The sequence below is a fragment of the Enterobacter cloacae complex sp.6700776 genome, assembly GCF_048284255.1.
In the GTDB taxonomy this organism is placed as follows: domain Bacteria; phylum Pseudomonadota; class Gammaproteobacteria; order Enterobacterales; family Enterobacteriaceae; genus Enterobacter; species Enterobacter intestinihominis.
In genome coordinates this window covers 40976-63161 of sequence record NZ_JBLVYK010000021.1, presented here as the reverse complement: position 1 = coordinate 63161, position 22186 = coordinate 40976, and the positions used below count along the sequence as shown (strand labels likewise).

Genomic DNA, 22186 nt, shown 5'->3' with positions numbered 1-22186 from the left:
AAAAATAATGAAACTTAGAAAAACGATAGCTTCAACTATTATTGCATCAATGATTGCCAATACTATGAGTTGGGCTTTTTATATCTCTCTCATAAATATGGTAATGACTCCTCGTATTTATGCGGCAGACGCTATATTTGACCAGCTCGAAAGTAACTTTAATCTTGCTAATCCTAACGCAAATCGCAATGCGACAACCAGTGCTCAGGACATTGTTGAGAAGTACAAGAATGCGGATTCAGGCGAGAATGTCAGTGGGAAGATCACCGAGAAATACGTGGGTAAAGCCGAATCCGCTAATCTTAATCTCGGAAAGTATGGGGCAGGGAACTCAAATGAAAGTGTCATGAAAAATGCCGCATCCGATGGAAAGTCCATTGGTAGCGCCGTACAACTGCCGAGTATGTCTGGAGGGACAATCAATTCAAACTATACCAAGGAAGGGGCAAAGCTGCTCTCTCGGGATGCTAATGGCAACATTGGTATAAGCAGTAATCCCAATACTACTCCTGGAACCAAAACAAATACCGGAGAGATTTTCAGCTCAGAGCAAAAGCACAGCGATATTAAGTTCAATGCCGCAGATCGTTATGGGGATGAGGATGGCTTTGTAAACGATATAAAGAATCGGAAAAGCCAGTTATTTGATGCTCAAAGTTATGATGGCGTTGCCTACCGCACCCTCGTAAATGCTAACAAGGACAACCCGGCATCATCTATAAAGCCTAACGATCCCATGTTTACTGCGGGGAGAAATGAGATAACAAATGCTGTTGCTGGTACTGGAAACTGGCTTCAGAACTGTAATGTTGAGACCTCTAAAAAAACAGTAACCACACACTATCCTGATTACAAAGAGTTCTACTGTAACTCGCCTAAGCAAGATAACTTCAGCAGCTGCACGATAACCCGTGATTTTTCAGTCCCTGTTTACATTTCAGGCGGAAACGGAGACATGTCGATGTGCGGCGATAATTGTGTGCGTATATGGTTTGGTCGCCGTGATGACAACTACTGGAGTGACGGGGTATATGATAACGAACTGACATTAAAATTCCATCCGGATGCAAAATTGGCCTCAGCAAAGATTGTTAACGCGGAGTGGGATGACCACATGCGGGTAACACTTGATGGCACGCAGATTTTTGCTCACATAGATGGTGCATATCGAGAAAGTGACTATCCGGCTCCTAAGGGATCTTGGGAGTTAAAAAAATCGTGGAAACTCGACAAGGTTTACGATGTGACTGATAAGGTCAGAAAATCGGTGTATGAGGAGCCTGATCGAGAAGTGACAATGGCATCCAGAGTATGGGTTGGTGGGAAGGGTGAAGGGTATTTTGAGGTTGAGCTGACTTTTGAAAATATGAAGCTCGAAGATAAGCACGTCCAGGAACCAGCTGGTTGTTACGATGCTGTACAAGCTCCGAATACATTCTGCCGTTTCGATCGGTTTAAAGATATGGATGTTGGCACAAAACGGCTTCCGGAAAGCGTGCTTTCATTGGCAAAGCCTCTGTATGAAGGTGATAAAGGATTTCTTACCTGGAAGACAAACCTTGAAGGCTACTTTTGTGATCCATTGGCCAAAGACAAAATTTGCTCTTATGACGCTAGTGGAAAAATTATGAAAGACGCTAATGGAAAGGACCTCTGTTACAACTATGAAGAAATAAAGAGTATGCCTGATGCATGTAGTGCTTATAAAAATGATGCAGCATGTGTACTCGATAAACAAACATGTGCAGAGGGTTGGTTCGATGAGGGCACTAACAGTTGCTACATGTATGAACAGAAATACACCTGTGACAGAGGGAAGGATGTAGTTCGGGAGGTTGAATCTTCTACAAATGCCTGTGTTGGCATGATCCCATGTTCAGGTGGAACATGCGAAACTGGGCCAAAGGAAGAGAACAACGATTTTGGAAAAGTTGCGGCTTATTCAAACATGGTTCAGTACATGCAGGGCGAAGCCAAATGCGAAGACCCTAACGATGCCAATTCATGTTCCGTCTTTGAAGGAAAACCTGAATGGTGTGGTCGTTCAGTAGGCTTTGTAAATGGCCTGGCAAAGACGGACTGCTGCGAAGCACCACAGGGAACCGCAGGAGCACTTGAAGGTATCATGCTTGCCGGATCTATGATCAGAAACACAAACTGGACCAGAGTTAATGCTCAGCTAATAAAATGGACCGGCGGTGATACAGGTACATGGGCTTCTATGTCTAATGCGGTCGGAGAGTGGACTGCATCAGCTGGTAAAACAGTAGGGCAAATGTGGAACAACGTCACGAGCTCCTTAACGAGCGTATATGAAAACGTCGCTGGTAATCTAAGCAGGGCAGTTGGGTCTTCCGCAACTTCTGGAGGGGCAGGAGGTGCTGGCCAGTTGGCACAGGAAACAATGTCCAGCTTCGGTATAGGTCAGCTTAAGCAGATGGCAATGAAGAAAGCCTACGAATTGCTACCAGATACAGTTCGTGACTTTGTCTTTAAGAACGTTGCTACTACCGGAGGAGAGGTTGTCTTCTCGGCTGCGGTTCAAAACTTTATGCTTGCATTAAACGTGATCGGTTGGATTTATACAGCCTATCAGGTCACTAAAATGCTTTTAGAAATGTTGGTAGCATGCGACCAGAAAGAGATGGAAGCTTCTATTCATAAGAATCAAAAATCCTGTTTTACATTAGATACGGAACGATGCGTCAAATATCTGAATGTTGGTTTCACAAAGAAATGCGTTAAAAAAGCAACAGACATGTGCTGTTATAATTCCATGTTGTCACGCGTTATTATGCAACAAGCTTATCCGCAATTAGGAATAGACCCTGTCGCCTCTAATTGCGTGGGGCTATCAATAAAGCAAATACAGCAACTGGATTTCGATAAAATTGATCTGACGGAGTGGATTAATGATGCAGTTCAGGTAGGAGAAGTTCCTGATCAATATTCAAAATTCTCCGAAGAATCAATTGTGGAAAACTTACCATTCCAGAATGAGAACTATCAACTTCCATCAGAACGTACCAAGGAAGCAATGGGCGGTGAAGAAAATATGATAAAGGCCAGACAAGAAAATGCTCAGGCTATAAAAGAGGAAAATGTAGATTGTAGCTATTTACCTCGACCGGCCATATGTGAGGTAGGTTCAACTACGCTGGATCCGGTTACGGGCAAGCAGTTGCCGAAATATTGAAGAAGGGGCCGTTAGGCCCCTTTTTTAATTACTTGGCTTTCAATGTTTTTTCTGGGAAGCCTTTTTTACCGTATTCACCGGTAAAGAGGTAATAATCTTTTCCGTTGATGGAGGCTGCAACACCCCCTGGAGTTGTTGTATTTGGGCTATCAGAACGGAAAATGATACCCGAAAAATCAGCGCTTGTTTCGTTTCCTTTAAATGGGATGAACACATAACGAATTACAGCGTAATCACCAGCGGGAAGGTTTAGCTCAGGAATTTCGGTTCCTGTTGCGGGGCGAATCGCCTGAAAGCTGTACATTGAATCTGTAGGGAAAACATCAGCATCAGGCTTAGAGGGCAGATCACAGGTACTCCATTTATTGACGACTGCCATATCAATTTTACATGTGGCCAGAGCTGCTTTCTGTTTTTCAGGGTTGTATCCAAATGAGGCCTGAGTTGCTTTTGTATGCTCAAAAACATACTTAGCTCCCTCACGTACCAAACTTTCATCATTGTAAGGCAATTTTTTTGGATTGGGGACGAACACTAGGTATTGATTGACCTGGATGTATTCGGCGTCAGAAGAACTGTACAAAGAGCTGAGGCTCATGATCCCAAAACCTTTTAGACCGCCTGTTACGTAGCCCATCGAACTATTGATGAGATACTTAGAAAGAAAGTTGTCGGCATCCCCTCCAGGAGTAACCTCTTGCTCCTTAAAATTAACGTCGAAACCAGCAAACGAATAGGCATTCTTGGCGACAGAATCATTTGCATTAGCATGCCAGTACTGGCCGTGACTGTACGCATTCAGAGCGGTGCCTGGCGTAGTGCCGGTGTCACCGGCACAACCCGATAGGGAAAAACCAATGACGACAGAAGAGACCAGAGATACTAAACGTAAAAGTTTCATTTAAAGCCCTTTTTGTAATGTCTTTTGGAGATGGAACCATTATTCCATAGTCACGCGTTTCACAAACAACCTGATTGCATAAAAAAGGAAAAAAAGTGATTTCCAGTAGAACCAGCAGTACACAAGAAAAGCGCTTTTATAAAAATGTATAATTATTAAAACGAAGTAATGAGGTTGAAATGGGTAAGCCAACAGAAGAGCAAAGACCTGTTATCGAGAATGCTAGCGCAAACAATATGGTGATAGCAGCGCCTGGATCAGGCAAATCGTTCACCATGATAGAAGCGGTTATATCGATTCTCAAAAAGTATCCATATGCAAGAATCGGGATGGTGACCTTTACTCGCGCTGCAACAAACGCACTTGCAGCAAAGTTACAAAAGCGATTGAGCAAGAAGGATCTTGACCGGGTGCTGGTGGATACTTTTCACGGACTCGTTAAGAAGCAACTGGACATGATTCGCTGGCCGGGAAAGATGTTGATAGGGCCAGCACAGAGATCTGTCATTCACCGGGCTTTGAAAGAATCCGGTGTAACGATGAAGTTTGCTGAAGCTGAATTCGTTATTGATGCTATCGGCAGAGAAATGGATACGGATGTGATTTCAGTTCGGCATAACAGACAACAGATCCATTTGTTTAATACCTATCAGGCGTTATGCCAGAAAGACCATGTGGCGGACCTCAATGCTCTTTCAAAATTTGTTGTCGGTCAAATGCATTCGGGAAAAATGCGCACGTTAGATTTGACACATTTGATAGTAGACGAAGTTCAGGATACTGACTCTATACAATTCTCATGGATAGCATTGCATACAAGAGCTGGAGTCTATACGAGTATAGTTGGAGACGATGATCAGGCCATCTACTCCTTCAGATCCTCAGGAGGAGTCAAAATATTTCAACAGTTTGAAAAACACTTCAGACCTAACATATTTTACTTAAACACATGCTTTAGGTGTGAACCTGAAATTTTAGAGGTGGCCGGAGCACTGATAGGAAAGAATGTTTACCGTTATGCCAAAGAGTTACGCTCGGCAAAAAAGGGAGGGGGAAAGGTCACTTTTCGTTCATATGTAGATATGGAGGAACAGATACAGGGTATTTTAAGCCTTATAAATCAGGATCCACATGGATGGGCAATTCTAAGCCGCAATAATGCTCACTTGGATGAGCTAGAAAGTTTGATCGAACAGCCAGTAATTCGTTACGGAGGTAAATCATTCTGGGATGAAAAAGAAACAAGCGATGTGTTAAGCCTTATGGCCTTTTTCCGACAATCAAATGATCCTCGCTTAATGAAGAGAGTATTGGCATTGTTTGGAGAACAGGAATCAGTTTTGGATGAAGTGGCATTGAGTATGAGAGGAAGAAAAGTTACTTTTGGCGACCTTGCCATCCCGGAGGACAGTTCTCTCGAAACAAAAACATTACATTCAAACTTCGTGCGCTTTACCCAGGAAAGTTCTGATAAAGTTGAGATAGCAAAACGTTTCGCCAACCTTACGAAATGGATGGAATCGTCGTCAATCAAGATGAGGAGTAATAAAGGTACAGCAACCTTAACAAAAATTGCTTTAGACACTTGTAAACAGTGGGCAGAAAAGACTGGTTGGATGAATATGATAAATCGTGCTGCTGCAATGTCATTAGGCCCTAGGAAGAAGGACGAGGAATACAGCCCAGAGAAAGTAGTCCTATCAACCTTGCATGGTTCAAAGGGTCTTGAGTGGAATAAAGTAATAATAATGAGTTGTAATGCGGATCAGATACCAAGTAAAAGATCAGTTGGGGAGGAGGCAATAGAAGAAGAAAGACGTTTGCTTTATGTTGGATTTACGCGTGCAGAAAAGCAACTTTTTGTAATGTGGTATGGTGATCCTTCTTTCTTTTTAAGAGAATGCAGTGAAGAAAAGATAAAAGAAGCAGCTAATATTCGAATTTCTCCACTTTATACAGAATAATTCGATATGGGCATTTACTTATGCTTAAAGCTATAGTATAAAAACAATGAGCTTAAATATCAGCTCCCAAATTTGAGTAACTTTGCTTAAAGTTACTTTCGCGTTAAGCGTTGATTTAGCCGTGAAAAGCGGCCAGCTTAAACAAGCTGTAAGACACCACCGGCAAAATGTCACCTTTGTCGCTGGTGCACTTCCCATGCCTGCAAAAGGCAATCTGAATTTACCAAACCGTAACTAATTTAGCTCCTCCTGGGGCTATTTTTGTTGCGTACTTCTAATGCCAGATAGTATAAATCAGGCGGTTCATAGCTTACGGGAGATGAATGACAGGCTTTGCCTTCGTGTTGAAACAAAAATTTGTTTCTTCCTTCTTACTATATATAGGTGACCCCAAATGTCTAAAAATAAAGCTCGCAGTAAAGCCCTTCATCAAACCTTTAGTGAAATTATTCCAGAGATGGATAAGGCGCTAAACAAACAGCTCTTAGAAGTTCTGATGAAATATACAGAACGTGATAATGAACTGATTGTTATTTTGAATGAGGACGGCCCAAATATCATTGAACTTAAGTCTCTTAAGCCTGTGTCTTTGTTGGCCGAAAAGCTTTCTGCTTATTCAAGCTATTATCATGTGGATGTTGTGGAGCTCGTGGTCAAGAAAATTGATTTCGAAGGAGCTTATAAGCTTCTTAAAGCTTCCCCAGATGTACCACTTTTTAAAAGCTTAACTGAACTGGATAAATATCTTGTTGAGGAGTTTGAAAAATACGGATTAAATTCATTTCTTGACGTGGATAATCTGGATTACTCACTTGAAAAAGCCAGTGAACTCAAAAATGAGCAGTTAATAAATTGGGTTTCGGACATCATTTGCAAACGTGAAAAATTAACTTTACGTAAGCGTTTTGATGTCGCAGTAAAGGCCCACTACGAAAATGTAGAAAAAATGTATGATACCATTCGTCCGTTAATGAAAAAACTGGGTTTCCCAGAAGATCTCATGACGCACACCTTTAGTGAGTTAAGCGTTTTTGAAACTAAAGGATGGGACCATGCAATAAAATCGAAAATTGAGACTCTCGCTAAGCGTGAAACTCAATATTTAGATGATGCGGCTAAAGCAGAGAATCGACGTCTTGTAACAGAGAAGTTGGAGAACTCTTTAGCGATTGCACCAACTAAACCAACAAGAAATTGGTTACATATTGCCGGAATTGCCTGTTTGGTAGTCTGCACGTTCATGTATGTAACTAATAAATTTATTTAATCCTGTTAAGGGGGAACCCTAACGGGGCTTCTCTTTGAACAAATCGAGGAGCGGAAAATGTCATATCTTGAATATATCAATGAAGTAAAAGTGTCCGGGATAGTTATCAGTGCTGTGGAGAAAAAAATGACTGACCAGAGTATAGGTTTGTTAATAAAGCTCAAAAATAGGATGAAGACAGAAGTTGATGGTGAAATCACTGAGAGAGAATTTTCAGTTCAAATCAAGGTGTCGCCTGAAATGTATTCAACCTGTTTCACTGGTATAAATCAGGGTGATGAGTTGATGGTCTCCGGTTATATTGTTGTCGATACTATTATGATTGAAGGGAGAGAACATCCTCTTGACTACATGAGAGTGGTAGCAACAAGTAAGTTGGCTCACATACCTAAACCTCTAAAAGGTTTTGGACAAAGTAGCTTTAATCAGATCTGACATTAAACCCACCCTAAAGGGGAGAAATCCCTTCATGGGATTTCTCCTTTTGGAGTCCCCATGAAACAAAAATTTAGGGCTACTGCAATAAGTAGTAATCAACTTAGTTTTTTTTCTATATTCGATATAGATGAAGATGAAATAACGCAAATAGTTGATTCACCCAAAGAGCATTTAAATGATGCATACACGTCCGGATTAAACTTTAAATCAGATGAAAGTAACATTTCTGAGATAAATTATGATTCTGAAAGGCGTGAAAATCACCTTTATGAAAAATCCAAATTACTTAAAAATCAGATTTTGCATACAATTAATTTTGCAGCAGAAACAGATTATCTATATTCGGTTGAAGAATATAACCCAGATTTGGGTGGTCTGGTAATAGAATGGACCCCTGAGGATGTGTATGTTGTTTTTCTATCCGCTATGGAAGAGTCTTTGGAAATCATTAAAGAACTAGTGTTGAGGAGAAAGTTATTCTTCAAAGATGACAATGGTAATATCACAGTGAATCCACTTTTAGAAGCTGAAACACGGTGGTATATGTCAAAATCATTTGAATACACTTGTTTATCTCATGGACTTGATGCATGTGAATTTAGAGCGGAATTAAAATCATGGCTCTATTATCATTCGCATCGTTCGATTAGTGAAAACACGAAATTAGCTGAATGCAGGAATGATGATGAAATCATTTTGCATGATTGCAATGACGATATGGGCTGGGACATCTTCTTTGATCAGGATTATTTAATGTCAGAAAAAAAACTGGCTGTTAAATGGACTGACAGGGAAATTATGGATGTTTACATAAAAGCTTTTAAATCCACATTAGAGTTGTTTGACGAGCTTGTTTCATGTGATCTGTTAACTAAACGAAACGCTTTTGGCAAGTTAGAAATAAATCCAATATTCGAAAATCATTTTGAATGGATCATGTCTGAAGCTTTTGAAATAGTGGGAAATCATCTTGGTTATAATGTGCCTCAAATCAGGAAACTGATGGCAACTATTTGCCAAATGAATCTCAAATAAAATGCCACTGGCAAACATCTGCCAGAGGGCGGTGTTTGCATTTTACCGGAGTTAAAAATGTCTAATGCCGCTATGAAGTTAAATGAAACATCTTCTGATGCTTATGAAAAATTAGAAGCTCTTCTTTCCCCGGATGTTATAAAGTTAAAACATTATGTGGATAAAGGTGAGTATCTTTTAGTTCTAGCAAAGGACCTTTTTGGTATTCCAGAAATGGATCCAAAGATGGCTGTGCCTGTTTTCAAAACTAAAACCTCGTATCGAGCTCCGCTGAACAAAGACTACATACCAAATCCCCGAATACTTGAACAAGTGGTTAAACTGCTTATCAGTCCGGATATAGATTTAAGTGTGTGTCTTAAAGGTGAGTCCGGTTCTGGCAAGACTGAAATGGTAATGTACATTAGCCACATGATGAATTGGCCGCTGACAATTAAGCAGATCAACAGCAATATTCGAGTTGATGAGCTTGAAGGTGAGCGCAGTCTTAATGGTGGTAATACAGGTTTTGTACACAGCGATTTGGTAACGGGATTTCGTAATGGTCACCTCATTCTTCTGGATGAAGTGGACAAAATCGATCCTGATACGGCAGCAAAACTTCACATGCCCATTGAACGTAAGCCCTGGTCACTCAGTGCTAATGGTGGTGAGGTTATAACTGCTAATGGCTACACGCGATTTATTGGTACTGCAAACACAAACATGAGTGGAGGCGCTCGCCGGTTCGTTTCTTCTCAACGTCAAGATGCAGCTTTTATAAAGCGGTTCTTGATAGTTGAAATGGAGAAGCCCGACAAAGTTGCTTTAACCAATGTGCTTACTAAACGATATAGCTCTTTGCCTTTTCAGGTCATTGAGAAGTTCGTAAGAGTAGCGATTGCAGTAAATGACTCTGGTACAGAAGACAGTGTGATGGATATTCGTCAATTAGTAGCTTGGGTTGGCACGTCGATGACGTTAAAAACCTTTAGTCTTCTTGACACTTTCAAAATAGCTTTTGCTTCTGCTTTACCTTTACATGTGGTCGATCTTGTTCTTCAAGCTATAGATCTTTCTCTTGGCGAAGACAAGGATAAATCGCTGGAGTATTTCACAGCAAAAAAGTCGAGTTAGATGGGATTTGTTATGAAACCTCTGATATTTGTATCTCAGAGTTATCCCATCTTGAATTTAGTGCGTTTTTAAGTACGGATGGTGCTGCTACCATTGCTATAGCAAAAAACGGAACTAATTTTACTGGACTTATGCAACTGAATAACGACTATTCTTTATTGTTTTATCATGATGGTAAAATAAATATGGAAGGTCTAATTAAAGAAATGGAATTAAAAGGTTATATGTATCAGGGAGCAATGGGCAATGATGATGTTGCCGCTGAGTTTCCCGGTATTCTTTTAATTGCACCAGAGAAGCTTTAATATCAACCCTATCGGGAAATCTTTCCCGTTGGGGAGGGTTTCCCCTTTTTTTTGGAGAAACCCATGACTTTAAATACTTCAATGCTTAACAAAGTATCTGCAAAACAAATCTCTGAGAATTTTGCAAAATCATATCCAGATTTACTGGAAGGTGCAGTTATAACAAAAATTGAAATAAGTGGCTGTCAAGGATCGCGTCGAACCGATAAAATCGATTTGTCTTATGATGGAGATGATATTACGGATCAAAAAAGCGTATCTAAAAGCGAAGTACGTTGGATTGACATAAAAGCCCTTAGCTTCAAAAGTACGATTACCAGCAGAATATCAACCCTTTGCTCACGCTTGTGCATCCGCTATAGCAATATGTGGATTTTACCAGTTTCCAGTATGGAAGAGTTTCTGGAAGGGGCCCAAGAGATTGAACGAGAGTTTCAGGCAGGTATTCAAAACGTTGTAGACAATTATGAGATGCATATTGAGGCTGAAAAAAATAGAAGCCCAAGAATGTCTTCTTTGATTGATCAGTTGAAATTAACTAAAGATGATTTCATAAAATCCTTTAGATTTAATATTGCTCACTTTATTCCTTTTACGCCTATTAGCGTTGAAGGTGATGAAACCCAGGACTACTATCAGGAACAATTGATAACAGATCTGGCAGAAGAAGCAATGAGGGTTTATGAAAAAATTAGTAAAAATAATAATTTGCGCTCAAGTACTATTGACCGACTGAAGCAAATGCAAAATAAGATCATTAGCTTCATGTTTATACATAAAGAGGCGGCAGTACTTGCAGAAGCTATAAAACACATAATGAATAATTTACCTAAAGGTGCCATTTCTGAACCTCGCGACGTTGCGGTGTTACAGCAGTGGTTTTATTTCATGAGTGATGCTTCAATGTTAAAGCGTATTATTTCAGGAGAGCAAAAGGTTACTGACTGGTTGGAATCTATTACCAGATCATTTAATCAAAGCTCACAAACAGCACCGAACGCGCTACAGAACACAGGTATTGAAGCTATTTTAGATTCAACAAATGTGTTTCAGGTTGAACCTGTCGTAGAGAACGATATAAAAAACAGCACGTTTTCAAACACTGATTCTGTAGCTGAACCTGAGAAATCAGTTTCGCAACAGGAAGACAATGCTGAAAATGGTTTTGATATCGAGCTCAAAGGCTGGTAACTGTTTGCTTTATTAAAAACCCCAGATGGGTACTTCACCATCTGGGTGAGTACCCCTTTTTATAAAGAGGTATTCTATGAAATTAGATCTTAAATCATCGCCGCGCCATATTAAGCGTTTACAGAATATAGCAAAAGTCATTAGCGGCTTAGGCGATGTAAGAGTTGTAATAGACGACAATACCAAAGGACCGTATTTTGATCCTGTCAATAAAGTTTGTGTTTTACCAAACGGCGATTATAGCGATGATGACTTTGTCAGTCTGATTGAAGGTTTTACCTGTCATGAAGCTGGTCATGGTCGCTATACCGTCAGTGAGGTTTACAGTGACGCCTTTAATAGTGTTCTCATGTCATCTGAAGGGTTTACACGCTTCGATGACGGAATGAATGCAGAGTTTGAGAGCCTCGCTGAGAAACGTAAAGCTTATAGCAGGGCAAAACGTCTTACCGGGCTTATAAATCTGTTCGATGATGTACAGATGGAAGAGAAGGTTGGTAACGATTATCCGGATGCAAAGCGGCGGCTTGCAGCCACTTACGCACTGATGGTTAAAGCCGGAAGGATGACTCCTGATATATCTTCTCGTCCGGAAAATCCTGTCCTATTTATTGAGTGGTATCTGCTTAACTCATTGCGAGTAAAAGTCCTTCAGCAGGTAGGTCACAAAGAAACCCTCGATCCGTTTTTTGACTATGCCCAAAAGATACTTTCTCCAGTAATTTCTGATGTTGAGGAAATTTTTCATGATGCTCTTGGTTGTGAAAATACTCAGGGCTGTGAATCCCTTGCTCGTAAGACCCTGGCTCTTTTAGAGAGACTGCGGGATGAGGCAAAGGAACAACAGCAGCAGACAGAGCAGGAGGAGCAGGAGGCATATGATGAATCCGAGACCGATACCGATACCGAATCAGAAGATAAATCGCTTACGTCGACTGATAGTCGTGAGGATGATTCTGAGGACGATAGTGAAGGTCAGGCAGATACTTCCGATAACGCTGATCTTGCTCAAGAGGGATGTTCTGAGCCTTCAGAACTTGCTGAAGATAACGAGGGAAATAATGAACCCACCGGTGGCAATCCCACGGGTGATAACATTATTGAAGACGATACTGATGCGATTAACCCTTCCGAGAGTGAATCAGATGAAGCCAGTTCGACTAACGTTGAAGATGAAAGTAACTTTTCATCGGCTCAATGGGAGATACTGGCAGATTTGTTGGATGCCTTTCTTAGCAGTGATGAGGATAGCGAAGATTATCACGATGCTTTGGCTAAAGAGATTGAAGGTATTGCATCAAAAGTATCCGATGACGTGAAAGCCGAATTCGGTGCTTCTGAATGGGATATCCCTGATCTCCTTATCGATTTGAATGTTTACAATGAGGCTTTGTCTCTGAGTCATTCAATCGGTAGCGACTTGTCTGTTTTACAGCAGGTTAAAATGCGTGGCCGAAACAAAACTCATGAGCGTGGAATTACCTTCGATGGAAATCGATTAATTCTGTCACAAATGGGAGTTCGTGATGTCTTCAGAGCTCAAAGCGAATCTAAAAATAGAGGGCATGTTGGCCTCGTATTAGTTCGTGATATTTCAGCGTCAATGGCTAATGATGAAAGATATATTCATGCCATTAAGTCAGATCTTGCTTTATCGATGGCCGCTGAAAGTTTGTCAAAAATGCATGTCTCCAATATAGTTTTTCCCTTCAAGGAAAGTGAATTTGAGATTATCAAAACGTTTGATCAAAGCGTTGAGGAATCTCTATCGAAATTCACTCTTGGATGTAAGGGTTATTATACCCCTACGGGATCTGCTTTAATGGCAGCTGTTGATCTGTTACTTGACAGCCAATTCGATAGGAAAATAATTTTTCTTATAACTGATGGTTATCCGAATAAATCGGAATTTACTATCGTCGAAGTTATGGAAAAGGCTAAATGTAATGGAATAGAAATCGTTGGTGTTGGTATTAAGACTGATGAAATAATTGGTTTTGAAACGGACACTTTCGTAACAGTTGATGATACTTCTTTATTGTCTATTGAAGTCAGTAAGCTAGTTCATCAAATACTTTCTTAATAAACTCTACCCAATCGGGGCAAAAAGGCCCCGGTGGGTCTTTTTGCTCCATGAAGGAATAAGGAGCAAAATATGACTCAGATAAAAACTTACCGTGTAGAACATGAAAAAGTCGGTGCGATGCATAAAGTCCGTATTTTCGGACGTGTTGGTGAAGTTATAAGCAATGATAGCCCTCAGGAAAGAATCTTCCGCGAAGTCACTATAGCGGAGGGTAATAGCCAGCAGGCTGCGTTACTTGTAGATAACTACATACAGCGTCTTGAGAATAATGGCTTCACGACTGAAGCATAAATGTTGAGGGCCCCCGGGCCCTCTTTCTTAAATTCTGCGTTGTGGGTTTCTCCCTGTCTTCTGCACCGCAGAAGGCATTGAGAAACTCACAATGCCAGATAAGAGAGATCATCATGACTTATGCATCCCCGGCTCTTCGTCGTAAACCACAGGAAGTATCTGAACACTTTATTAAACTCGTTCATGCTCGAATTGCTGAAGTGTCTGGCTGGAAGTATATATTCGAAAGAATACCTGCTTTCAAAGACGCTTGTGCAAAAGCCCCGAGCCAGGTTCCTTGCCCGTTTACTGGCGCAGGGAAATCGAAGTTTCGTTTCCGACAAAAAGACCTTTATACCGGATGTGCGATCCATAATGACTTTCCGGTAAATGAGTTTTGCGACGGAATTGATGTTCTGGCGAAATATTATGAATTAAGTAAAACGCAGACTTGCAAAAAGATTCTCTCAGATTTTTTCGGGATGGATCTGCATGCTCCGTTAACTGACGCCGACATTGAAAATGAACGACGCTATAAATCAGCAGTTCGTGCCACAGAAACTCTTGACCGAGAGGAAGTGGCAAAGCGAATGCGAAAACTTGATGTGATGTATCACTATACCGGTGAAATAAAGCCTAATACTCCTGTTGCTTTGTACCTCCGTAATCGTGGGATCTCCCGCTTACTGAGTCACTTACCAAAGGATTTAGGCTTTAATAACCGGATCTACTATTGGGATAAAGATAAGCAGAAATCGATTATCTATCCGGGAATGATTGCAATCTATCGTGACACCCGAGGTCGGCCTCTGACTATCCATAGAACATACGTAGACAAAAACGGTGATAAGGCACCTGTAGAAAATCCAAAGCTGATGATGAAGCCTCCTGCCGATATGACAGGTGGCTCAATTCAGTTGTTTGACCCTCACTATGATTCAGGTAGTTCGACCTGGACACTGGGAGTGGCTGAAGGGATCGAGAATGCGCTTTCTGTTGTAGAAGCGACTTCAACACCATGCTGGGCAGCCAGCTCCGCATGGTGCCTTGAAAACGTTACTGTTCCTGATTTTTTACTGCCTCCGCCGGATGTAAAATATATAAACTTTTATATCTGGGCGGATAAGGATATTGCTAACTCACAAGGCACTCGTGCCGGTATCGAAGCTGCTCAGCGACTTCAAAGCCGCATGGTTGAGTTTTTGGCTAAACGATATCCCGCATCAAAGCTGACAATTGAAGTCTTCGAACCAGCACAAGATATTCCTGATGGGAAAAAGGGTATCGACTGGAACGATGTTCTCCAGTTAACAGGGCAGGATGGATTCCCGATTCACTGGGCTCCTGAATGTCTTAATCAGCTGTAACAACGATAACTCCCCCGCATTTTGCGGGGGGGGTTATCTTATCAATATTATTTTTTAAATTGTATTGATAAGATAACCGCTTTCCTTCGTGATAATTACCTGCCTTTAAGGTCTTTTCACGGCTGAGATGCTTGCTCAGTTAAATAAATGTGCGGTACTACTGGCTATGGTCGGTTGTATGACATGGTTATTCCATAAACTATTAAAACCCATAACGGGAGTATTACCGTTATGGTGATGCTCGTCGTTTTACATCGGAGAGCATTTTAATGAATTTTCAAACTAACGAAGTTTTTAATAAATTTGCTGCTGTTATAAAATCGCGCATCGTCAATGAACCATCGTCATGCTATTTGCTGCATGATAATGAGATAGATATAACGATTTTGAAACATGGCATATTAGAAAATGACAGAAACCTGTTGTACGTAGTTCGTCCTTCAGGAACGTGTTTGTTGCGTTGTGACAAATATTTCTATCCGAAATATTATCTTCGTTGCCGTGGAGATTATAAGTCATTCATATATGTCCATCTTGATCTACATAGTGGTGAAGCTAAAGAAATCACATGGGAGCAAGCAGACGATATGCTGTCTAGTCCAGGAAAACCCCCATTAAAAGGAAATCTTGGACGATTTGAGTATATAAAAGTTGTGGTTGAGGACCTTCGTATTCGAGGTTACGCTGATTATCTTCCTGCGTATAATCTTGATGACCTTCGCCGTTTTGCCTTACAGGACGACCGCCCATCCCTTGTCAGATACATTGACAATGTAATGGCAACGGTCTGATTGGTTGCTAATTGATTTACATATTTTCCCTGATGGCCAACCTGCATCAGGGAGGCCTCAATAACGACTGGAGGCTGTATGAAGTTAGCTACGGACCTGGTAAAAGCTATTTTGATTAGAAATGGTGTTGAACCAGTAAATATAAGCGAATCATCTAAATTATCTTTGAAACAACCACTGACAGAACTTAAATTCAGTTTATATTTGCGAACTGAGCATTTATCTCACTTCCTACCCGGTTATGTTTATTCTATAAAAGAATGTCCACTGTCATATGACATCGGGATCGAAATTCAGAAAATCTTCGAAAGTTTACATTTGTTAAACGAAGAATTTGAATCCCTCGGTTTTGTTTCTGTATGGATAGAAATGCATCAAAGCATTTTTGAACAAAGTCGGTTTAAGAAAAGTAACTTTACTTTTCGGGAGGAAGAGGTCGAGCTTGCTAAAGGGCTTGTTTGTTCTCACAATTCACAAATAAGTAATGCGGCTTATTTCTGGCTTCAGCACTTTGAGGAGTTTATGATTTATGTTCGTAATAAGCTTATCGACCTCTTTCGAGAGGCCTATGACCTGATCCTTGGAATGCAGCAAGTATTTTTCATTCGGGAAAAGGAAGAGCTGTTGAAAACTATAAGTTATGGGGATGACCTGTATGAGGTGAAATTAATGGCGGCTGAGCTTTACTCTATCGAACAGAACTTAAAGTGTTCTGAATCGATAAGTACAAAATCTCAAGCTTCGGCATATATTAACCGCATCCGTGAGTTTGTGCGTTCGGGGTGGAGGCAGGGCTATATAGTCTGCCATCATAAGCGAAGTAATCAAATCTCATCATTGTCATTACCGATGTACTTGAAAGATACGTCAGGCCGAAGTGCTCGAAAGCGAGTAAAACGTCTTATATCTTCTACAGTTTGTGGTAGAAATAAAGATTTAGGTCTTACAGATTTTTAATTAAATTATACCCATGTGGGGATCACACCCCATATGGGAGTGATCCCTTTTTTATTGAGAGAGGATCACATGAAAATTATCGAAAAAATCATTAATGCCTTTTTGGTTGTTCAACATAAAAAAATACAGGTTAAAAACATTACATTTTTAGACAATGGGCAGGGCATGTTCTCTGGTATGTCTTTTGATGCTGATGTTTCACTGGAGTTTATGTATGAATCAGCAAAAGCATATAGTTCTTGTTTCTGTGATATTCCCTTTCCAGGTTTTGAAGATGCAAATCTGGAGGAAATTACGAAATTTCAATTAGATGCTTTGAAGCAAAGAAAGAATCATTCTTTCATTGTTAACCATTTGAGGTTTCCTATAGTTTTAAGGGAAGGGTGCAAAATCGAAAGAGGAGAAGTCTATTCAATTTCGAATTGCACTTATAATAAAGAAAGATTGCAGTATCTTTTTTCTCAGGATATTTACGGTAAGTTGTATAATTCCTTAGAGAAAGAATTAAGCTCGTTTTTCTCATTTATCAATGTTGAGGTGCACGAGTTGTTAAAAGATGCTGTATGCTTTGCATTAAAAATCCTGAATAAGATATCTTTGGATACACCTGAAAGACTTATTAAAGCTTTTAATTATCGTGACTGGTATTGTAGTTACGATGTTGAGCTTTTTAGGAAAGGCTTACCTGGTCATATTCTGGAAGAGCTCATTGCTCCAGATATCTTACTTTCAGACCTTAACGGTTGTAGAAAAATACTTAGAAATGCAAAACGATTTCTAAATGGACATACAAAAACCAATTGTGTTTATATTAAATATGAATGGTGGTTGGGGCCTGTGGATACCTCACACTCAGCTAAGTTGATGTCTGACAAAGAAATTAACAACCGAAGTGACTTGAAGAATTTTTCAAAGGTCTTTTTCAAAGAGTGTTTAAGTTCTGGTAAGTCGGAATATGAAAACCATCTTAGTGAAAAAGAACATGCGCTTCGCTACAATTATTAATTAAAATTATTTTCTCCCATAGGGATTTCTCCCTTTGGGAGAAATCCCTCTATTAAGAGGGTATTTAAATGAATGCGATACAAAAGTTAGTTGAATCTATTCTTGTTAAAATGGGTTTTGTTGGCGCTGTAGTGGAAAATATATATTTGGATTCAAAACCATTTCGGCATATTCGATTTGTGGCTGATATTCCAGTAATATCTTTTCTACCTCATTTGGTGAAATATCTTAAGGGCGCAGACCATCTTTACTGTGGTAACGATGATTTGCATCCTCTTTTCATTTATTTTTCCGAAGCGGCTACATTAAAAGCAGGCCCTGTAAATCTCGCGAACTTTCGTTTTGAAGTTTCTATAGCTTCAACTCATTTACGACTGGTCTCAGAGCAGCCTGATTTGCTTATCAAAGGATTTAACCGGGATAATCTAGAATACGTTTATTACCGCTCAGATTTGGCCTCTAAGGATCTTATACTAGGCCTTGTTGAACACGGTTCTCCTTTCATAAAACATCTACATGGACTTATACAAAAGCGAATTTTAAACGAGTTCTCTCTGATTTTTTCTGTTCTTGAAAAGATTTTAGAAAGCGCGAAGCCACAAATTCTTGCTTGCTTCCATAGTGTTGATTATGAAATGAACGTAAAAATAATAGCCGAAGCTATACCTGAAACTGTATCTAATCAGATAGTCACATCTGATTATATAGTTAATTCTATATCAGATGCGGACAAGTTTATAAATCATGTTCGTCGCTATTTAGCAGGCAGGGTAATGAAGAGGCGGATATACGCTGAATTAGATGTTTGTGAAGAAACATCAAATATTTCACTAGTGAACTTAGGATGCTTTACGTCTCCTCTGCTCGTTACGGAATATCAAATGTTTAAGCCACACTCTTCAGGGTTATATCGAAAAGCTATAAACAACTCCTTAAAACAGTTCAAACCAGAAATGCATGTACCTTCTGAAGAACTCTTTTATAATTAATCTAACCCATCCGGGAACTTGCTTCCCGGTGGGAAGCACTTCCTTTTTAGTCATGAGGTAGTGTAAATGTTTAAAGAATCTGACCACGTGGAATTTGTTAGTGCCTTTCTTTATCAAAATTTAGGCCTTAATGTTCCCGCTGACGATATAACCGTTCAATTATCTGATACTTCGTTCGACAAAGTAACCTTTGATTACGATGTAGATATCGATAATTTAAATTGTATGTTGGATCTCTACATATCTGAACTAATAAAGCACAACGCATCTTACTCCGATTCTATTCTTTTGAAACAAAAAATAATTTATTTTCTTGGAGTATTTAAGAATTTCGGATTTTTTACGTTTGATATTCGCGGATATAGTAATACTTTAAGCCCAGTTAAAGTTATTGATATTGTTTCAATGATTATTAATGACTGTGAAGAGTTATCTAAAGCTAATTCTTCTACTGATGCTATAAGAAATCTTTATCTCGATAAAATGAAGGTGGATGGGAAAGTGTTAGTTGCGAAATTTGCACTTAAACAGTTTTTTCATTCCGACTTTGGTGACTTTATCTCATTTGTCGAGAAAAGAATTACAGATTGTCTTAATGAAACTTTAAGGATTATCAAAGCTGTTGAACATGGCTTTGTACGTGTTGGGCAGCATAAGATTAATCGCCGTATTAATGATGACTTAAAGTTATGCATTGATTTCAATACTGATGATTATCCGGCAAATATGCCAGATATATATATTAAGTTTAACGATACATTTGATGGGAACGGGGCGTTATATTGTGACAATGATGCCCTCATATCCCTCTATACCGATGTTGCTTCAATTATCAATGTGCCGGTGATGATGGAAGTAAGATTGATCAATAAAAGAGGGCGTGTTGTCTGTGATTCTTCGCATTCAACTTACGTATCTCTCGAAAGTAATGACCGATACAGAGTAACTGATCGCACATTACTAATAACTGAAGCTTTTGACGATTTTCGTAACGCGTCTCAATGATCCTTTTGCTTCAGTCCAAAAAAGTAACTTTGGTTGGCTGAAGACACTTGTCTATGACAATGTAAAATCTGTCGCTGGCATCTTCTTTTAGCTTAACCAAACTTTTATCTAACCCAGTGGGGAAGTCGCTTCCCTTCTGGGGCACTTCCTCTCAAATTTGAGGTAGTGTATATGACACATTCATCTGATGATAAAAACTATGTCCGAGCAGTTCTGAGCTATCTTGGCATAGATTTTGATGAGGCGGATATAGTATTAAGTGTTTGCCATTGTCAAAGTGACGAGCTTTCTTTTACCTGTAATATCAAAGCTATTGAACTCAAGAATGCTGTTGATTTATATGTCGATAGTATCTCTGAGAATGAAATAGAAGCTTTAAACAGAGAATCTTTAAAATCTCGACTCTGTTACTTTCTTGAGGTGTTTGACGCAGTCTCTGGTCAGTACCTTGAGATTTCAGGAAAACACTTTGCAACTAGCCGTTTTGAATATGATGATGTTTGTAGTGAAGTTCTTAGCATGTCTAATGATGTTTCTCAGTCGAAAGGTTATGACCGGGATGAATATAACAGACTGATGCAGGTTGATGGTCAGGTTATGATTGCCCGTTTTGCTTTGCAACAGTTCTGGGATACTCATTTTATTGGACTAATAACATTTGTATCTGAGTCTATAACATCGAGCCTCTATAAAGCTTATGAAACTTTTAGTGATATAAGTTTGGCTTGCTATAAACTGAGTGAATATTCTTATTCACGCTCTATCAACAGTGAATTGACCCTTAATATTTCACTTAAAGAAAATGACTTCTGTGAGGACCTATCTGATTGCTATATGGAAGATGAGGCTTTACCTTCTGGTAGGGTAATTTCTCGACGCAACAATGACTCCATAATAAGTATTTATGAGAGCTATGCTGCGGCTTCTTATATTCCGATGATTGCATCTTTGGAAGTCGTTGATGAATACGGCGAAGTGGTTACTGACCTCTGCCATACCGTTTATGTTTCAGAGTTAACCGGTGGGCGGATTAAAATCCACGACCGTAATGACTTAGTATCTGAAGTTTTCGATAACCTAAGAAATTTAAATCTTGCAGTTGGAGATTCAGTTTCACAAGCTGCTTGATTCTTTCCCTGATTTTGATTTTTTCTCACATACTCTTATGGCACGGTTTCCGTGCCTTTTTTTTGCCTCGCTTACAAGCGTCTACTCCTCTTCTACCTATCCCACCTTACATCACCACTTAAAATCTATCTTTCTAATTCCATTATCCTTTTCGTAGCCTCTAATGCTCTGGTATGAACATACTCTTTAAACTCAAAAAAGTGCTATTAACGAAAAAAAATCCCTAAAGAGATTTGTATACTGTTCTCAACCAAGGAGAGCTCATGAATGAACTAAAATCCAAAAACGAGAACAGTACCAAAAGCAACTTTCCCCCGGTTGATAATCAGTTTTGCTTTTACCATGTTGATTTCAGCATAGAACGACTACTTTCAACGGCCGAGGATCTCCAGTTTGAGTACATCTTCCAGAAACCTGGAAGTGAAGTAAGAAAGGATTTGGTTGAGCGATTCGAACGTGGAGAGCGCTTTGTTACAGCTTCACACTGTGACAATTTCTGTGAAATCCTTGGTTGTCAAGGCCATCAGGAAAATGCATAAACCCATAAACCTACATTTCCACTTTTAAGGATGTTCACTAAAGAATGATTGGAGAAAGTATTTTTGACTGGGTAATTTACGGAATATCCATTTTGATATTTGCCTCAGCACTAATTGAAGGAAAGACAACTCGCTACCCAGCACTTTTTTTCTATGGGAGTTTAATTTTAATGTTAATCCTGATAGTTGCTGGAGGCCTTAACTGGTGGTTCTACAGGTCAAAATATGGCGCAGTAATCGTTATCTTCACAGTGGTCTCTTTACTGATGACTCGATTCCGCCTGGTCATATATAAATTAAGATTAAGAAAGTTAGTTTCAGAAATCAGATTTCGTATAAAAACGGGTTTTCGTATAATTCTTGTTTTGTCGGATAATGAGGATGAGCGTAATGTTCTGCTGTCTATGCTTAGCAACGTATTGCCAGAGCAAACGCTTATTCACACGCGTGATGCTCTCGGACCTCATTCAGAGCCTATCCTAAAAGCTCTTGAGCTACATCATCAACAGGGAACAGGTTACATACTCGTCTGTGAACAACAAATCTCAGCGCGTACGTGGTTGAGTATCGTAGAAAATGGGAAACCTGATACATCTATAGCTGTTAATTTTCATTCGATCCCAGAAATGGAGTGAT

Annotated in this window: 20 protein-coding genes; 19 read left to right on the top strand and 1 reads right to left on the bottom strand. The window is 39.7% G+C overall.

Annotated elements, in window-relative coordinates; all coding sequences use genetic code 11:
* Positions 1 to 7 precede the first annotated feature (7 nt).
* Positions 8 to 3196: an IncHI-type conjugal transfer protein TrhN gene (gene trhN / locus ACNQ0T_RS20640; RefSeq protein ID WP_000776701.1), complete on the top strand. Its 3189-nt coding sequence runs from the start codon at positions 8 to 10 to the stop codon at positions 3194 to 3196.
* Positions 3197 to 3224: 28 nt separating this feature from the next.
* Here trhN and ACNQ0T_RS20635 read toward each other — a convergent pair whose 3' ends face one another.
* On the bottom strand, positions 3225 to 4097 hold the full coding sequence (locus ACNQ0T_RS20635; protein ID WP_000771834.1) for a hypothetical protein: 873 nt from the start codon (positions 4095 to 4097) through the stop codon (positions 3225 to 3227).
* Between the two features lie 179 nt (positions 4098 to 4276).
* On the opposite strand from ACNQ0T_RS20635, the gene trhI reads away from it, so the two are divergent.
* The 18 genes from trhI (at position 4277) to ACNQ0T_RS20545 (ending at position 22185) form a co-directional block, all read left to right on the top strand.
* Positions 4277 to 6061, top strand: a complete 1785-nt coding sequence (trhI, locus tag ACNQ0T_RS20630) for an IncHI-type conjugal transfer helicase TrhI (RefSeq protein ID WP_000517885.1) — start codon at positions 4277 to 4279, stop codon at positions 6059 to 6061.
* A gap of 394 nt (positions 6062 to 6455) precedes the next feature.
* The gene (locus tag ACNQ0T_RS20625; protein ID WP_000041927.1) at positions 6456 to 7328 is read left to right on the top strand and encodes a hypothetical protein; all 873 of its coding nucleotides are present in this window, start codon (positions 6456 to 6458) and stop codon (positions 7326 to 7328) included.
* A gap of 57 nt (positions 7329 to 7385) precedes the next feature.
* The gene (locus ACNQ0T_RS20620; RefSeq protein ID WP_000120822.1) at positions 7386 to 7763 is read left to right on the top strand and encodes a hypothetical protein; all 378 of its coding nucleotides are present in this window, start codon (positions 7386 to 7388) and stop codon (positions 7761 to 7763) included.
* A 60-nt stretch (positions 7764 to 7823) separates the two neighbouring features.
* Positions 7824 to 8801 carry a hypothetical protein gene (locus ACNQ0T_RS20615; protein ID WP_000810361.1) on the top strand — a complete coding sequence of 326 codons (978 nt, stop codon included), beginning with the start codon at positions 7824 to 7826 and terminating at the stop codon, positions 8799 to 8801.
* A 57-nt stretch (positions 8802 to 8858) separates the two neighbouring features.
* On the top strand, positions 8859 to 9917 hold the full coding sequence (locus ACNQ0T_RS20610) for an ATP-binding protein (protein ID WP_000063335.1): 1059 nt from the start codon (positions 8859 to 8861) through the stop codon (positions 9915 to 9917).
* 131 nt (positions 9918 to 10048) lie between these two features.
* Positions 10049 to 10222 (top strand): hypothetical protein, encoded by a 174-nt coding sequence (locus ACNQ0T_RS20605; protein ID WP_001176645.1) that lies wholly within the window; start codon positions 10049 to 10051, stop codon positions 10220 to 10222.
* A gap of 63 nt (positions 10223 to 10285) precedes the next feature.
* A complete protein-coding gene (locus ACNQ0T_RS20600; RefSeq protein ID WP_256633809.1) occupies positions 10286 to 11413 on the top strand; it encodes a DUF3150 domain-containing protein in 1128 nt (375 codons plus the stop codon).
* Positions 11414 to 11489: 76 nt separating this feature from the next.
* Positions 11490 to 13496, top strand: coding sequence for a VWA domain-containing protein (locus ACNQ0T_RS20595; protein ID WP_000762700.1), 2007 nt, complete (start codon positions 11490 to 11492; stop codon positions 13494 to 13496).
* Positions 13497 to 13568: 72 nt separating this feature from the next.
* Positions 13569 to 13790: a hypothetical protein gene (locus tag ACNQ0T_RS20590; protein ID WP_000192120.1), complete on the top strand. Its 222-nt coding sequence runs from the start codon at positions 13569 to 13571 to the stop codon at positions 13788 to 13790.
* Between the two features lie 113 nt (positions 13791 to 13903).
* Positions 13904 to 15136, top strand: a complete 1233-nt coding sequence (locus ACNQ0T_RS20585) for a DUF7146 domain-containing protein (protein ID WP_000220379.1) — start codon at positions 13904 to 13906, stop codon at positions 15134 to 15136.
* 269 nt (positions 15137 to 15405) lie between these two features.
* The gene (locus tag ACNQ0T_RS20580; protein WP_001011130.1) at positions 15406 to 15927 is read left to right on the top strand and encodes a hypothetical protein; all 522 of its coding nucleotides are present in this window, start codon (positions 15406 to 15408) and stop codon (positions 15925 to 15927) included.
* A gap of 78 nt (positions 15928 to 16005) precedes the next feature.
* The gene (locus tag ACNQ0T_RS20575; RefSeq protein ID WP_000762003.1) at positions 16006 to 16884 is read left to right on the top strand and encodes a hypothetical protein; all 879 of its coding nucleotides are present in this window, start codon (positions 16006 to 16008) and stop codon (positions 16882 to 16884) included.
* Positions 16885 to 16953: 69 nt separating this feature from the next.
* Positions 16954 to 17889 (top strand): hypothetical protein, encoded by a 936-nt coding sequence (locus ACNQ0T_RS20570; RefSeq protein WP_000691119.1) that lies wholly within the window; start codon positions 16954 to 16956, stop codon positions 17887 to 17889.
* Between the two features lie 68 nt (positions 17890 to 17957).
* The gene (locus tag ACNQ0T_RS20565; RefSeq protein ID WP_000991697.1) at positions 17958 to 18878 is read left to right on the top strand and encodes a hypothetical protein; all 921 of its coding nucleotides are present in this window, start codon (positions 17958 to 17960) and stop codon (positions 18876 to 18878) included.
* Positions 18879 to 18944: 66 nt separating this feature from the next.
* Positions 18945 to 19883: a hypothetical protein gene (locus ACNQ0T_RS20560; protein ID WP_000472041.1), complete on the top strand. Its 939-nt coding sequence runs from the start codon at positions 18945 to 18947 to the stop codon at positions 19881 to 19883.
* Positions 19884 to 20054: 171 nt separating this feature from the next.
* Entirely contained in the window at positions 20055 to 21011 is a 957-nt protein-coding gene (locus ACNQ0T_RS20555; RefSeq protein ID WP_000149830.1) for a hypothetical protein, read from the top strand.
* Between the two features lie 263 nt (positions 21012 to 21274).
* Positions 21275 to 21550 carry a hypothetical protein gene (locus tag ACNQ0T_RS20550; protein WP_001004200.1) on the top strand — a complete coding sequence of 92 codons (276 nt, stop codon included), beginning with the start codon at positions 21275 to 21277 and terminating at the stop codon, positions 21548 to 21550.
* 44 nt (positions 21551 to 21594) lie between these two features.
* Complete coding sequence (locus ACNQ0T_RS20545) at positions 21595 to 22185, top strand: hypothetical protein (protein WP_000578891.1); 591 nt, start codon at positions 21595 to 21597, stop codon at positions 22183 to 22185.
* Position 22186: the final 1 nt, after the last annotated feature.